Origin of the sequence: Sphingopyxis terrae subsp. terrae NBRC 15098, from assembly GCF_001598815.1 — a bacterium.
GTDB classification, from domain to species: Bacteria; Pseudomonadota; Alphaproteobacteria; order Sphingomonadales; family Sphingomonadaceae; genus Sphingopyxis; species Sphingopyxis terrae.
Map to the genome: position 1 here is coordinate 84,512 of NZ_BCZQ01000008.1, position 13,984 is coordinate 98,495.

Consider the following 13,984-nt stretch of genomic DNA (forward strand, 5'->3'; position numbering starts at 1 on the left):
GCGTCGCGCAAGCCGCGCACGCAAGGATGGTTTCGGGGACCAGACCCATTGCGGTGCCGGGGGGCGGCCGCGCGATCAAGGCGTGTTCCGATGCGTTATGCCCCCCTGCTCCCCGTCCGCCGCCCGATGTTCGGACGGCGCCACGCGACGCCCGAAACCGAGCCGGTCCGTCCGACCCGCGAGGAGCGAAAACTCGCGGAAGCGGTGATGCATCATGTCGGACCGACGCGACCCCGATAAACGGCCAGTTGCCATTTCAGCCCCGGCCGTTGCGACCGCGAGCCCCGATCAATCGCCCTCGGCTTCGACCTTGGGCTTGCGCACTTCGCTGACCAGCAGCTTGTCGATCTTGCGGCCATCCATATCGACGATCTCGAACCTCCAGCCGCGGTCGGTGAACGCCTCCCCTTCCTCGGGCAGATGCTTGAGGATAGCAAGCGCGTGGCCCGCGGCGGTCGCATAGTCGCGGTCGTCGTCGAGTTCGATCCCAAGCCGCTCGGCCATCTGGTCGGCGGGCATCGACCCGGCGATCAGCAGGCTGCCATCCTCGCGCTCGACGACGAAGGGTTCGCTGCCGATATCCTGATCGGACGCGAACTCACCCGCGATCGCGGACATCAGGTCGGCGGGCGTCACCAGTCCATCGAAATGGCCATATTCGTCGTGAACGAGCAGCATCGGCACTTCGGCAAGGCGCAACGCCGCAAGCGCGTCCATCGCATCGATCTGGTCGTGGATGACCGCGGCGCGGCGCATCAGCCGCTCAAGATCCATCGGATCGCCGCGGAACAGCGCCGCCGCGATATCGCGCGCCTGGACCACGCCGACGATATCGTCGACCGACCCGCGCGCGACCGGCAGACGGCTGTGCGGCGTTTCGAGCAGCTTGTCGCGCACGCCCTTCGCGTCGAGCGTGATGTCGATCCAGTCGACATCCTTGCGCGGCGTCATCACCTCGCGCACCGGCCGGTCGGCAAGCCGCACGACGCCCGAGATGATCGCGCGTTCGCTTTCCTCGATCACGCCCGATTTCGACGCCTCGGCGACGATCAGATGCAGTTCCTCGGCGGTCACCTGATCGTCCGATTCGCGCTTGAGACCGAGCAGCCGGAACACCAGACCCGAACTGTTGTTGAGCAACCAGACCAGCGGAGCCGCAATGCGCGCAAGCCAGAACATCATTGGCGCGACGAAGATCGCAATCCGTTCGGGTGCGCGCAGCGCAAATTGTTTGGGGACAAGCTCGCCCGCGATCAGCGAGGCATAAGTCGTAAGCGCGATGACGAGGGCGAACGCCACCGTGCGTGCGGTGTCGGCATCAAGGCCGGTCCATGCCTGCAACCGTTCGGCGACGGGCTGGCCCAGGCTGGCCCCCGAATAGGCGCCCGTCAGCACGCCGATCAGCGTGATACCGACCTGCACCGTCGACAGAAAGCGGCCGGGGTCGGAGGCAAGCTGACGCGCAATCCTTGCCCCACTGCTGCCGCGCTTCTCGGCGGCCTGCAACCGCGGGTCGCGCGCCGAAACGATCGCGAGTTCGGACATGGCGAAAACGCCGTTGAGCAGGATAAGGATCAGGATGATCGCCACATCCGACCAGGGAAAAGGGGTCATTGGGCGGTCGTACGGCGCTGGCGCGCCCGGCCCCTGTCAGCTTCGGTCATGCCGGTCCTATAGGCCAAAGCCGCGGTGCTGCACAATGGTGACGACATCGGCACGCTCAGCCAGCGTTCAGCATGAATGACGGAACGGAAAGCGCGATCATATGTTATCCTTGTGGTCGTGGCATCGCATGGACCGGCGATGCCCAAAAAAGGGAGCCAGAAATGAACAAGAGGACGATCAAGCTCGCGGCCGTCGCCAGCCTTGGCGCGCTCACGCTGACCGGTTGCGTCACCGACCCCGAAACGGGCAAGCAGCGCATCTCCAAGGCCGCGATCGGCGGCATCGGCGGCGCGCTCGGCGGCTATCTGCTCGGCGATCTCGTCGGCGGACGCAACGACCGGACCGAAAAGATCCTCGGCGCGGGCATCGGCGCCGTCGCCGGCGCGGGCGTCGGCTATTATATGGATCAGCAGGAAAAGAAACTGCGCGAACGCACCGCAGGCACCGGCATCGATGTCGAACGCCAGGGCGACCAGCTCGTGCTCAACATGCCCGGCGATGTGACATTCGACCTCAACAGCGCGGTCGTGAAGTCGCAGTTCCGTGGCGCGCTCGACAGCGTCGCCTCGACCCTGTCGGAATATCCGAGCACCTATATCGACGTTTACGGCCACACCGATTCGCAGGGCAGCGAAACCTATAATCAGGGGCTGTCCGAACGGCGCGCGGCGTCGGTCGCAGACTATCTGGTGGGCCGCGGCGTAAACCGCGCGCGCATGGCGACAATGGGCTATGGCGAAACGCAGCTCAAATGCGCGCCCGAACGCACGCAGGCCGACTATCAGTGCAACCGCCGCGTCGAAATCCGCATCGCGCCGGTGACGCAGGCGGACGTGGCCGCCGCACAATAAAGTCCATTCCCGTGGACAATGGAAAGGGCGTCGCCGGCAGGTGGCGCCCTTTTCCTTGTCAGGCGAGGCTCGAGAAGCTCGCTTTCAGCCCGTCGATGACGAACTGCGCCGCGAGCGCCGCGAGCAGCACGCCGAGCAGGCGGGTGATGACGGCCTCGCCCTTGTTGCCGATCAAGCGCATGAACGGCCCGGCGAGCAGCAGCGCCGCGAGCGTCAGCAGCAGCACAAGCAGCAGCGCGCCGAAAATCACCAGCGCGCGGTCAAGCCCGCTGTTCTGCGACACCAGCAGCATCACCGACGCGATCGATCCCGGCCCCGCGAGCATCGGCATCGCCATCGGAAACACCGACACATCTTCGACCTCGGGCGTCGCCATCAGCTTTTCGGCGCGCTGTTCGCGGCGCTCGGTGCGCTTTTCGAACACCATATCGATCGCGATGATGAACAGCATGACCCCGCCCGCGATACGGAAACTGTCGAGATCGATGTGCAGGAAGCTGAGCAGCGCCTCGCCGAACATCGCGAAGAAGATCAGGATGAAACCGGCAATCAACGTCGCGCGGATCGCCATCGACCGCCGCTGCACCGCGCTCGCCCCCGTCGTCAGGCTGGCGTAGATCGGCGCGCAGCCGGGCGGATCAATGACGACAAAAAGCGTCACGAAGGCCGAGATGAAAAGGTCGATCATGGCTGTTTCGGCGCCGCGATGCGATCATCGATAACGGTCGTCATTTCATGCCCGTCCCACAGCCGCACGGTGATGCTGCGCGATCCGTCGGGGCGCACGACCGAAGTCCAGTTCAACGTCTGGTCGCGCGACATGCCGACCATCATATCGTCGCCCTCCGCAGCGGCGGTTACCGTGGCGCCCGGCTTGCCGGTGCAGGTCGCCTGCTTCGATTCGATGAAGTCGGGCGCTGCGCGCGGGGTCGCAAGCGCATCGCCCGAATCGAGCAGCCAGCGCATGTCGCCCTTCATCGGATCGCGCGACCACACGGTGGTGAAGAATCCCTGCGCCGGACCCTTCTGCCATGCGCCCGTCGTCACGCCGTTGTTGCCGTCACAGCTTACGAACACCTTGTGCGGTTGCCAGCGCACCGCCTCGGCCGGATCCTTCTGCGCCTTCAGCCAGTCGCGGGCGTTGACCCGCTGCGGCACGAACATCACCGCGTCGGGCGCCGCGGTTTCGCGAAAGGCCGTCCATTGCCCCTTTTCCTGCGCCAGCCGCGCGAAGGCGATTTCCGCCGCGATAAAGCCGCTCGGATTCGCCGAAAGCGGGCGCTTGCGTGCCTCGGGCCCCTGCGGCGCGCAACCGGCGAGCGTCGTCAGCACAAGCCCGGCAAGGAGCAGTCGGCGCATCAGAAACCCTCCGGATCGGCGAGGCCGGCGCGGCGGTGCGCGGCGACCAGCGTGTTGCGCAGCAGGCAGGCAATCGTCATCGGGCCGACGCCGCCGGGCACCGGGGTGATCGCGCCCGCCACCCCCGCCGCCCTGGCGTAATCGACGTCACCGACGAGCCGCCCCTTGGTCGCGCCCGCTTCGGGCGGCAGGCGATTGATGCCGACGTCGATGACCACCGCGCCGGGCTTGATCCAGTCGCCCTTGACCATTTCGGGCCGGCCGACCGCCGCCACGACGATATCGGCGCGGCGGACCAGATCGGGCAGATCGCGGGTGCGGCTGTGCGCCATGGTCACGGTGCAATTGGCGCCAAGCAGCAGCGCGGCCATCGGCTTGCCGACCAGAATCGAGCGGCCGATCACCACCGCATCCTTGCCGCCAAGATCGCCGAGCACATCCTGCAACAGCAACAGACAGCCATAGGGGGTGCAAGGCACCATGCCCGGGATGCCGAGCGCGAGCCGTCCGGCGCTGACCGGGGTCAGCCCGTCGACGTCCTTTTCGGGATCGATCGTCGCCACCGCGCGCTGCTCGTCGAGATGGGCGGGCAGCGGAAGCTGGAGCAGGATGCCGTCGACCGCAGGATCGTCGTTGAGCGATGCGAGCAGCGCCTCGACCTCTTCCTGGTTCGCGGTCGCGGGCAGGCGATGTTCGAAACTCGCCATGCCGGCGGCGACCGTCGCCTTGCCCTTGGAGCCGACATAGACAGCGCTCGCCGGATCGTCGCCGACCAGCACGACCGCCAGCCCCGGCACGCGCCCGGTCGCGGCTTCGAACGCCGGGACGGCGCCGGCAATGCGTGCGCGCAGCCCGGCGGCGAACGCCTTGCCGTCGATGATGCGCGCTTCGGTCGCGACGGACATCAGGCCATTCCGCTCGAATAGGCGAGGCGCGCGAGATAGCCCAGCACCGGCCCTTGAATGATGATGATCAGGATCAGCACCAGCATCGGCGTCAGGTCGAGCCCGCCGAAATCGGGCATGATCCGCCGGAACGGCCGATAGAGCGGCTCGGTGATGCGATCGAGCATCATCCACAGCTGCGCCACGAAGTCATTGTGGGTGTTGATGACGTTGAAGGCGATCAGCCACGACATCACCGCCTGCGCGATGATGAACCACCACAGGACCGTCAGGATGATGTCGACGATCTGGATGAGCATGAGAAGCAAGGCGGGTCTCCGTAAAGGGGGGTCTTGCAGGCCCTCTTAGCGGTGAATGAGCGTGCCTGCACCCCTTGCGGTGAAAATTTCGAGGAGCATCGCATGCGGCACCCGGCCGTCGAGGATAACCGCGGCATCGACCCCCGCATCGACCGCCGCGACGCAGGTTTCGACCTTCGGAATCATGCCGCCGGTGATCGTCCCGTCGGCCTTCAGCGCGTCGATCGCGGGGCGGTCGAGGTCGGTCAGCAGAGCCCCCGACTTGTCGAGCACTCCGGCCACGTCGGTCAGCAGGAAGAAACGCCGCGCGCCAAGCGCGCCGGCGATCGCCCCGGCCATGGTGTCGGCGTTGATATTATAGGTCGCGCCATCGGCGCCGAGCGCGACAGGGGCGACGATCGGGATGAAATTGTCGGCCGCCAGCCGTTGCAGGATCGTCGGGTCGACCGCGACGGGTTCGCCGACGAAGCCCAGGTCGACGTGGCGTTCGATCCCCGAATTGGGATCGGGCTCGGTGCGGTGGACCTTTTCGGCCAGCACCAGATTGGCGTCCTTGCCCGACAGGCCGATCGCGCGGCCGCCAAGCCCGGCGAGCCATCCGACGATTTCCTTGTTGATTTTGCCCGCCAGGACCATTTCGGCGACCTCTGCGGTCGCGGCGTCGGTAACGCGCAGCCCGCCGACGAACTGCGATTCGATGCCGAGCTGCTTGAGCATCGCGCCGATCTGCGGTCCGCCGCCATGGACGACGACGGGATTGATCCCTACCGCCTTCAGCAGCACCACATCCTCGGCAAAGTCGCGCTGCGCCTCGGGATCGCCCATCGCGTGGCCGCCGTATTTGATGACGAAGGTTTCGCCCGCATAGCGTTGCAGATAGGGCAGCGCCTCGACGAGCGTTTCGGCCTTGGTCAGCAGATCGGGCATGGTCGTGGGATCGGTCATCGTCATCATTCCGCGGTCTTCGCGTCGAGGCTGCGGCCGAGCGCGACGAGGCCGGTGATCACCGCCGGGATGACGACAATCGACAGCGCGACCTTCGCCAGCATCTGTCCCGCCATCAGATTGGCGATCGGGAAAACGCCGTAAAAGGCGATGGTGACGAACAGCAGCGTGTCGACGATCTGGCTGAGCGCGCTGGCGACTGCGCCGCGGATCGCGAGCCAGGTCGACCCCGTCCCCGCGCCTTCACGGCCGCGCAGTTTGGAAAAGATAGTGACGTTCAGGAACTGCGACGTGCCATAGGCGACGATGCCCGCCGCCATCAGGCGCGGCGTTTGTCCCAATATCATCTCGAACGACGCCAGCCGGGCCGGGTCCATCTCGGGCGCGGCGGGGACGAAATAGACGAGCGAGGTCAGCATGATCGACAGGATCAGCGGCACGAAACCCCACAGCACCAGCCGGTTCGCGGTCGCCTGTCCGTGCAATTCGGACACGGTGCTCGACAGCGCGACGAGGATCAGGAATGGAAAAATCCCAGCCTCGACCGCAAGACCGGCGCCCAGCGCGACCTGCTTGTTCCCGAGCACGCCGGCGAGCACGACCATGCCGCCATAGATGATCGTGAACAGGAAAAGCGAAGGGGTGATCGTGCGCGGCAGCGCGGTCGAAGTCGGTTCGGTCATCGGCGCCCGATAGTCGCTTTTGCGACGCGTGGAAAGATGCCGGTCAATCGGCGGGATTATACTTGGCGAGGAAGGATTCGATCGATTGCAGCAATAGCAGCCGGTCGGCCTCGCGCCTGAAATAATGATCGGCGAGCGGCAGCGAGACGAAGTCCACCGTCTTCCCCGCCTTGGTCATTGCCGCATACATGCGCGCCGACTGGCTATGATCGACCGTCACATCCTTCTTGCCGTGAATCAGCAGCAGCGGCACCTTGATCCGGTCGATGGCGTTGATCGGCGACACCGCCGCGAAGTCGGGGGTCATGCGCTTCCACTGCGTCCGGTACAGATTGGCGCGCAGCGTGCCGCCGAAATCATTGACCTCGCGCCGCAGATTGGCGACCCCGGCGATCGAGATCGCGCAGCGATACTGGTCGGGATCCTTGGCGATTCCCCACATCGCCGCATAGCCGCCATAAGAGGCGCCGACGATGCACACGCGCTTGGGGTCGGCGATCTTTTCGGCGACCGCCCAGCGCACGCCGTCGGTCACATCATCCTGCATCGCAAAGCCGAGTTGCCCCTCGCCGGCCTTTTCGAACTCGGCACCATAGCCCGTCGAGCCGCGGAAATTGGGCTGCAATACCGCATAGCCGCGTTCGGCGAGGAACTGCGCCCAATAATCGTAGGTCAGCTCGTCCTGGCCCCACGGTCCGCCGTGCGGCAGCACGATGAACGGCAGGTTGGTTGCCGCTCGGCCCCGCGGCATCGTCAGCACGCCCTCGATCTCCAGCCCGTCGCGCGCCTTGTACCGGACGAGCTTCGCGCGCGAGAGGCGCTTCGCCCCGATCTGTTCGTTCATTGCCGCAAGACGCGACAAATCGCCGGTCGTCGAATCATAATAATAGAGCAGCCCCGGATTGTCGGGGGTGCTGATCCGCACGAGCATCTTGGTCAGGTCGCGGCTATAGCTGTCGATCCGGACGCGCGCCGCGCGGGCCGTCGCGTCCAGCGTATCCTGATGCGCTGCCATCGCCGGGTCGAGCCAGCGCACCGGCTTCAGATCGTCGGCGACGTGAACGCCGAGTAGCTTCGATCCGTCGGGCGCGCGAATGGCGCCTGATATGTCGCCCGCGTCGGGTGCAACGACCGTGCGGACTTCGGCACCGGTAGCAAGATTGACCTCGGCAATCGCGGTCTTGCCATCGTCCCGGTCCTTGTAAACCAACCCGTTGTCGGTGCCGTCGACGAAGAGGATCGGCACCGTCAGCCGCTCGTCATCGCGTAGCGAAGCGCGCTCGATCGACCGGAAAGCCCCTTCTCCGGCGCTACGATAGAGCAGCGTGGCCCGGGTCGTATCGTCGCGATAGCCGATGCCGTAGCGCACCCGGCCGAGATGGTCGGCGCCCCATTCCATAACCCCGGTGCGCGACCGCAGTTCGGTCTTCTTGCGCCCCGTCTTCACATCGATGCGGTATACGGCGGGCCAGAAATCGGCGTTGTCATATATCGAGTCCTGACCCGCGACCAGAATTTCGCTGCTGCCGTCTTTGGGCAGCCAGACGACATCGGACGCATTCTGGCCCTTGAGATCCCATAGTAGCCGCGTGATCTTGCCCGAGGTCCGGTCGATGGCGATGATGCGGGTAACGTACCAATTGTCGGCCTCCACCGCCATCAACGCCCGCAGGCCGACGAGCAGATGATCGTCGTTGACCCAGGTCAGCCAATCGATTTCGGTCTGGTCGGGAACCGCAATGATGACCGATTTGCTCTGATCGCCCAGCACGGGAAGGATGCCGATCCGCTGTTCCCCACGGACCGCGAACAGGCCCGCCATATGCGTTCCGTCGGGCGATAATTCGGTATTTTCCGCAAAGGGAAGCTGCGCAAAGGCGGCCGTGGGCAATGGCGGAGCGGGGGTCGATGCGGTCGTCGCGGGCGCCTGCGCCGCCGCGGGCACGGCCGCCTGCACCAGCGCGCATATCGCCAAAATTACATGTCCCGCAACGCCAGTCCGCATCATATTCCCCCTGTTTCAGCGCTGCCTATCAAGCCGTCACGGAGCCGCCAAGCGGGATCGCTGCCGTTATGGATGACTGCAATGCTCCGCCGCCCCCCTTGCCCGATCCGCAAAGCCCGCTAGACAGGCGCAATAAACTTGCGGGGGACGCAAAACACTTATGGGACATCTTATCGGCCTGCTCGGCATCGTTGCATTGCTTGCGATTGCCGTGCTGTTTTCATCGAACCGTCGCTGGATTCGCCTGCGCGTCGTCGTGCCGGCCTTTCTGTTGCAGGCCGGGTTCGCGCTGCTGGTGATCGGTACGCCGTGGGGCCGCGCGATCATTCAGGCGATGTCGACCGGCGTCGCCAATCTTCTGGGTTATGCCAAGGCGGGGACCGACTTCATTTTCGGCCCGCTCGCCGGACCCGAAATGGGCGGTCACAGCTTTGCGATCGCCGCGCTGCCGGTGATCATCTTCTTCGCCTCGCTCATCTCGATCCTCTATTATCTCGGCATCATGCAGTTCGTGATCAAATGGGTCGGCGGGGCGATCCAGAAGATTACGGGAATTACCAAGGTCGAAAGCCTGGGCGCCGCGGCGAATATCTTCGTCGGCCAGAGCGAGAGCCCGCTCGTCATCCGTCCCTATCTCGCCGGTCTTACCCCGTCGCAGCTCTTTACGGTTATGACGGTCGGCATGGCCGGAGTCGCGGGGACCATCCTCGGCGCCTATGCGAGCATGATCGGCGAACAGCTGCTGCCCTATCTGCTCGCCGCCAGTTTCATGTCGGCGCCGGGCGGCATCCTGATGGCCAAGATCATGATGCCCGACGACCCCAAGGATCTGGGTATCGAACCCGTCATCATGCCAGAGGCAAGCCATGACGAGGAAAAGCCGGCGAACATCATCATGGCAGCGGCGCAGGGCGCGCAGACCGGCGTCAAGCTGGCGGTCGCGGTTGGCGCGATGGTGCTGGCCTTCGTCGCGCTCGTCGCGCTCGCCAACGGGCTGCTCGCCGGGATCGGCGGCTGGTTCGGCTATCCCGATCTGTCGTTCCAGGCGGTGATCGGCGCGATCTTCCGCCCGGTGATGTGGCTGATGGGCGTGCCGTGGGACGAAAGCGCCGCGGTCGGCGGCCTGTTCGGTACCAAAGTCGTGCTCAACGAATTCGTCGCCTTCATCGACCTCGGCAAAATCCAGGGGGGGATGTCGATGGTGTCGGTTGCGATCGCGACCTTTGCGCTGTGCGGCTTCGCCAATTTCAGCTCGATCGCGATCCAGATGGCGGTGACTGGCGGTCTCGCCCCCAATCAACGGCCGATGATCGCCAGGCTGGGGCTGAAGGCACTGCTTGCGGGCAGCCTGTCGAACCTGATGTCGGCGGCGCTCGCCGGCCTTATGCTCAGTTTCACCGCGCCGATCGCCACACCGCCGCCCCCGGCTGCCGCGCCGGTTGCGGCGGCGCCGCTTCCCGGAGCGCCGCCCGCTGCCGCCGATACCGCCGCGACGAAGGCGCCCTGACCCGGCGCCATGGTCGCGCCGCGCAAGGCGCGACCATGGCGGGATAATTTGCAAGTCCCCCTGTTGTGGCGTAGTTTCGGCCCCGGAAAAACGAATCCCGGGTCGCGTTTGCCAAACAGGGAGGTTGTTGATGAAATCCATCCATCGCTGGTCGCTCTTCGCCGCTGCCGCCGCATCGCTCGGCGGTGGCTTCCTTGCCGCGTCGCAGGCGCAATCGCCCGAAGACAGGATGATGCGTCCGCCCGAGGCGACCATCTATCGCGACGCCGCCTACAAGGGGCCGGCGGTGTTCATTGGCGAAGCGAAGCCCGATCTGGGCCTGTCGTGGCCGGTCAATTCGATCCGCGTGACCAGCGGTCGCTGGGAACTGTGCGAAAAGACGCGCTATCGCGGCAATTGCCGGACGGTCGAACGCGACACGCCGATGTTGGGCAATATCCTGCGCGGCATCAAGATCCAGTCGATCCGCCCCGTCGGATCGGGCGGCGGCTGGAATCCTGGCCCGGTCGCCAACGATCAGGTTGCGCGCGGCAATTTCGCCGAATTCCATACCCAGCCCGCCACCGCAAATTATCGCGTTCTCGCGTGCCAGAGTGGATCGGCGACCACCGCCTGCGCGGCGCGGACCGCCGACACATGGTGCCGCTCGATCGGCTGGAACGGATCGGCCCGCGAACATATGGAGACGGTTTCGGGCCGCATTTATCTGGCCGACGTGCTGTGCGTCCGTTCGGGCTATTGAGGGGAATGGAGATGATCCGAATCGCGAAGCTGGCCGCCGCGGGCGCGGCCATTCTTGTCGTTGCGGGCTGTGCCTCCTACCCGCAAAACACCGGCACGCTTTACGAATGCAATCGCGGCACGCGGTTGCAGGTCGATTATGTCGCCAACGGCGCAATCGTCCGCGTCGACGGCCGCCGCAGCATGGTGCTCAAGGCCGCGCCGACCAACATGGGGCAGGCCTATGAAAACAAGAGCGGCGCGCGGCTGTACCGCAACGGCAACGAGGTGACATGGAACACCGCCGCCCGCACCGCGCCCGAAAGCTGCCGCCCCGTCAATCGGCCGATGTAGACGGGGCGAAAGCGACGCATCACAGCGTCATTTGCGCCAGCGCCGCCCGGACTTCGCGCGCAAAAAGCTCGGGCTGCTCCCACGCCGCGAAATGGCCGCCGCGATCGACCTCGTTCCAATAGACGATGTTGCGATAGCGCTTTTCGGCCCAGCGGCGCGACAGGCGCATGATCTCGTTCGGGAACAGGCTGCCGCCGGTCGGCACGTCGATCTCGCCCGCCGCGAAGCTGCGGAAACTGTGCCAATAGAGCCGCGCCGACGACGCGGCGCTGGCGGTAAACCAATAGAGGCTGACGGTGTCGAGCATCGCATCCTTCGACAGCGCGCGTTCGGGATGGCCACCGACCGACTGCCCGCCCGGCTGATGCCCGCAATCGGTCCAGCCGTGGAATTTCTCGACGATCCAGCACATCTGCCCGACCGGTGAATCGGTGAGCGCATAGCCGATGGTCTGTGGCCGCGTCGCCTGCTGCGTCGAATAGCCGTTATCCTTTGCCTGATACCAGCCGAAACGCGCGAGATAGAGTTTTTCGGCGTCGGTGAGATCGGCCATCAGCGCCGGGTCGGGCTGGCCGACGATCATGTTGACATGGATGCCCGCGCAATGGTCGCCATGGTTCATCCCGATGGCGCAGGTAACCGCGCTGCCCCAGTCGCCGCCCTGCGCGAAATAGCGATCATAACCGAGCGCGCGCATCAGCGCGTCCCAGCCCGCGGCGATATGTTCGACGCTCCATTTCGCGGCCGCGGGCTTGCCCGAAAAGCCGTAACCCGGCAGCGACGGGATCACGAGATGATAGTCGGCCGACAGCGGCGCGATCACGTCGAGAAATTCGAGCACCGACCCCGGCCAACCGTGCGTCAGCACCAGCGGCCGCGCCGCCGGATTGTCCGAGCGGATATGAAGGAAATGGATGTCGAGGCCATCGACCGTGGCCAGAAAATTGGGCAGCGCGTTGAGCCGCGCCTCGACCGTGCGCCAGTCATAGCCCTCGCGCCAATAGGCCGCGAGTTCCTGCGCATAGGCGAGCGGGACGCCCTGGTCCCAATCGTCGACGGTCTCCTTTTCGGGCCAGCGCGTGCGCGCCAGCCGGTCTTTCAGATCATCGATCGCTGCCTGCGGAACCTCGGCGCGGAACGCGCGGATATTTTCGACCTTCATTCAGTCTCTCCCCCACCTGACTGCTTCGGCTTTGTGTCAGGGCCGCGCCGGCGCCTTGCAACCGCGCTGCAACCCGACGCCCTTCAGGAAGCCGCGACGCACCGAGCCGGCATAGACCGCCTCTGCATAGCGCCGACGTTCCGCGTTGGCACCCGTGACCTCGCCGATCAGGCTACGAAAGGGAATGATGGACCCGGCGACGGTGCCCGCGACACGGCCGACGGTTTCCTCGCGCTTTTTCGCCGCACTCTTGTCGGCGGGTTCGTTGACGTCGGGGCCGAGCACGTCGTTCAGTTCGCTGACCTCCCGGATGATCGCCGAACATTTGCGCAAGCCCGCCAGCGAATAGGGGTCGTCCTGGATCGCCTTCAGCTTGTCGGGCACTTCCTTGCCGTCGAAGGGCTCGGTCACGCTGTTCGCGGTCGATTTCAGCGTCGAATCCTCGGGCGCGCCTTCCTGCGCCTGCACCGTAGGATTGACCGATAGCGCGGCGATAATCGCCAGCGGCAGCCATGTTTTCCGTATCATCCCTGTCCTCCTGTTGCCCGCAGGCGCCTGCACCGGCGCCAGCGGGATAACGAACGAGGACCGATTCGGCTCCCGCCGGATCAGCGCGTGGGAACGGGCGCCTCGCCGGTCCAGTCGTAGAAGCCGCGTCCGGCCTTTTTGCCGACCCAGCCCGCCTCGACATATTGGACGAGCAGCGGCGCCGGACGGAATTTGGGATCGCCGGTGCCGCTGTGCAGCACGCGGATAATTTCAAGGCAGGTATCGAGCCCGATGAAATCGGCGAGGGTGATCGGCCCCATCGGGTGATTGAGGCCGAGCCGGCATCCGGTGTCGATGTCCTGCATCGTCGCCACCCCTTCGCCGAGCGCGAACACCGCTTCGTTGATCAGGGGCATCAGCACGCGGTTGACGATGAAGCCCGGCGCGTCGTTGGCATGGACGATTTCCTTGCCGAGTCCGCGGCCGAAGGCTTCGACGCTGGCAAGCGTCGTGTCGCTGGTCGCAAGGCCGCGGATCAGTTCGATCAGGCCCATGACCGGCACCGGATTGAAGAAATGGACGCCGATGAAGCGCGCCGGATCGGGGGCCGCCTGCGCCAGTCGGGTGATCGGAATCGAGCTGGTGTTCGAGGCGAGGATGGCGCTGTCCGAAAGATGCGCGCCGACGCTGGCGAAGATCGCGCGCTTGATCTCCTCGCGCTCGGTCGCGGCCTCGATCACCAGCGCAGCCGGGGCGAAGGCGGCGTGGTCGGCGACGGGGGTGATCCGGCCAAGCAGCGCGTCGGCATCGCCCTGCGTCATCTTGTCCTTGGCGACCAAGCGCCCGAGCGCCTTGGCGATCCCCGCCTTGCCGGCTTCGGCGCGGGCGATGTCGATGTCCGACAGAAGCACCTCGTGACCGGCGCCTGCCGATACCTGCGCGATCCCCGCGCCCATTTGCCCTGCCCCGATAACGCCGACGATCATGATATGCCCTTTCGCTGGAAATCGCAGCTCTGCCCCTAGGGACTGGGCAAGCGT

General features: G+C 65.5%; 16 protein-coding genes. 5 read left to right on the plus strand and 11 right to left on the minus strand.

Going from position 1 to position 13,984, the window contains the following annotated elements; genetic code table 11:
* Positions 1-90: 90 nt before the first annotated feature.
* Positions 91-240, plus strand: a complete 150-nt coding sequence (locus tag STE01S_RS20320; RefSeq protein WP_156000971.1) for a hypothetical protein — start codon at positions 91-93, stop codon at positions 238-240.
* Between the two features lie 48 nt (positions 241-288).
* Here the strand turns inward: STE01S_RS20320 and STE01S_RS06240 are convergent, their stop codons facing one another.
* Entirely contained in the window at positions 289-1,614 is a 1,326-nt protein-coding gene (locus STE01S_RS06240) for a hemolysin family protein (RefSeq protein WP_062766026.1), read from the minus strand.
* A 212-nt stretch (positions 1,615-1,826) separates the two neighbouring features.
* On the opposite strand from STE01S_RS06240, the gene STE01S_RS06245 reads away from it, so the two are divergent.
* A complete protein-coding gene (locus STE01S_RS06245) occupies positions 1,827-2,516 on the plus strand; it encodes an OmpA family protein (protein ID WP_062766029.1) in 690 nt (229 codons plus the stop codon).
* 58 nt (positions 2,517-2,574) lie between these two features.
* On the opposite strand, the gene STE01S_RS06250 is transcribed toward STE01S_RS06245, so the two are convergent.
* Genes STE01S_RS06250 through STE01S_RS06280 form a run of 7 tightly spaced genes read right to left on the minus strand, consistent with a single transcriptional unit; the run spans position 2,575 to position 8,715 of the window.
* Positions 2,575-3,204 (minus strand): MarC family protein, encoded by a 630-nt coding sequence (locus STE01S_RS06250; RefSeq protein ID WP_062766031.1) that lies wholly within the window; start codon positions 3,202-3,204, stop codon positions 2,575-2,577.
* Entirely contained in the window at positions 3,201-3,875 is a 675-nt protein-coding gene (locus tag STE01S_RS06255) for a hypothetical protein (RefSeq protein WP_062766034.1), read from the minus strand. Before STE01S_RS06255 ends, STE01S_RS06250 begins: the two co-directional genes overlap by 4 nt.
* The gene (gene folD, locus STE01S_RS06260; RefSeq protein WP_062766037.1) at positions 3,875-4,780 is read right to left on the minus strand and encodes a bifunctional methylenetetrahydrofolate dehydrogenase/methenyltetrahydrofolate cyclohydrolase FolD; all 906 of its coding nucleotides are present in this window, start codon (positions 4,778-4,780) and stop codon (positions 3,875-3,877) included. The genes STE01S_RS06255 and folD overlap by 1 nt, the downstream gene beginning before the upstream one ends.
* Positions 4,780-5,079 carry a YggT family protein gene (locus STE01S_RS06265; RefSeq protein WP_003041270.1) on the minus strand — a complete coding sequence of 100 codons (300 nt, stop codon included), beginning with the start codon at positions 5,077-5,079 and terminating at the stop codon, positions 4,780-4,782. The genes folD and STE01S_RS06265 overlap by 1 nt, the downstream gene beginning before the upstream one ends.
* 45 nt (positions 5,080-5,124) lie before the next feature.
* Positions 5,125-6,033, minus strand: a complete 909-nt coding sequence (gene argB / locus STE01S_RS06270) for an acetylglutamate kinase (protein WP_174531827.1) — start codon at positions 6,031-6,033, stop codon at positions 5,125-5,127.
* The gene (locus STE01S_RS06275; RefSeq protein ID WP_003041276.1) at positions 6,030-6,707 is read right to left on the minus strand and encodes a queuosine precursor transporter; all 678 of its coding nucleotides are present in this window, start codon (positions 6,705-6,707) and stop codon (positions 6,030-6,032) included. Before STE01S_RS06275 ends, argB begins: the two co-directional genes overlap by 4 nt.
* Before the next feature lie 43 nt (positions 6,708-6,750).
* Complete coding sequence (locus tag STE01S_RS06280; protein ID WP_082813239.1) at positions 6,751-8,715, minus strand: alpha/beta hydrolase family protein; 1,965 nt, start codon at positions 8,713-8,715, stop codon at positions 6,751-6,753.
* Between the two features lie 157 nt (positions 8,716-8,872).
* Between STE01S_RS06280 and STE01S_RS06285 the strand changes: the two genes are divergently transcribed.
* The 3 genes from STE01S_RS06285 (at position 8,873) to STE01S_RS06295 (ending at position 11,293) form a co-directional block, all read left to right on the plus strand.
* Entirely contained in the window at positions 8,873-10,219 is a 1,347-nt protein-coding gene (locus STE01S_RS06285) for a NupC/NupG family nucleoside CNT transporter (RefSeq protein ID WP_062766043.1), read from the plus strand.
* 130 nt (positions 10,220-10,349) lie between these two features.
* Positions 10,350-10,961: a beta/gamma crystallin-related protein gene (locus tag STE01S_RS06290; protein ID WP_062766046.1), complete on the plus strand. Its 612-nt coding sequence runs from the start codon at positions 10,350-10,352 to the stop codon at positions 10,959-10,961.
* A gap of 11 nt (positions 10,962-10,972) precedes the next feature.
* The gene (locus tag STE01S_RS06295; RefSeq protein ID WP_162928219.1) at positions 10,973-11,293 is read left to right on the plus strand and encodes an MliC family protein; all 321 of its coding nucleotides are present in this window, start codon (positions 10,973-10,975) and stop codon (positions 11,291-11,293) included.
* A gap of 19 nt (positions 11,294-11,312) precedes the next feature.
* Here the strand turns inward: STE01S_RS06295 and STE01S_RS06300 are convergent, their stop codons facing one another.
* The 3 genes from STE01S_RS06300 to STE01S_RS06310 all read right to left on the minus strand — a co-directional run bounded on the left by STE01S_RS06300 (position 11,313) and on the right by STE01S_RS06310 (position 13,930).
* Entirely contained in the window at positions 11,313-12,455 is a 1,143-nt protein-coding gene (locus tag STE01S_RS06300; RefSeq protein ID WP_062766049.1) for an epoxide hydrolase family protein, read from the minus strand.
* Positions 12,456-12,491: 36 nt separating this feature from the next.
* A complete protein-coding gene (locus STE01S_RS06305; RefSeq protein WP_062766052.1) occupies positions 12,492-12,983 on the minus strand; it encodes a hypothetical protein in 492 nt (163 codons plus the stop codon).
* Positions 12,984-13,063: 80 nt separating this feature from the next.
* Entirely contained in the window at positions 13,064-13,930 is an 867-nt protein-coding gene (locus tag STE01S_RS06310; RefSeq protein WP_062766055.1) for a 3-hydroxyacyl-CoA dehydrogenase NAD-binding domain-containing protein, read from the minus strand.
* Positions 13,931-13,984 lie beyond the last annotated feature (54 nt).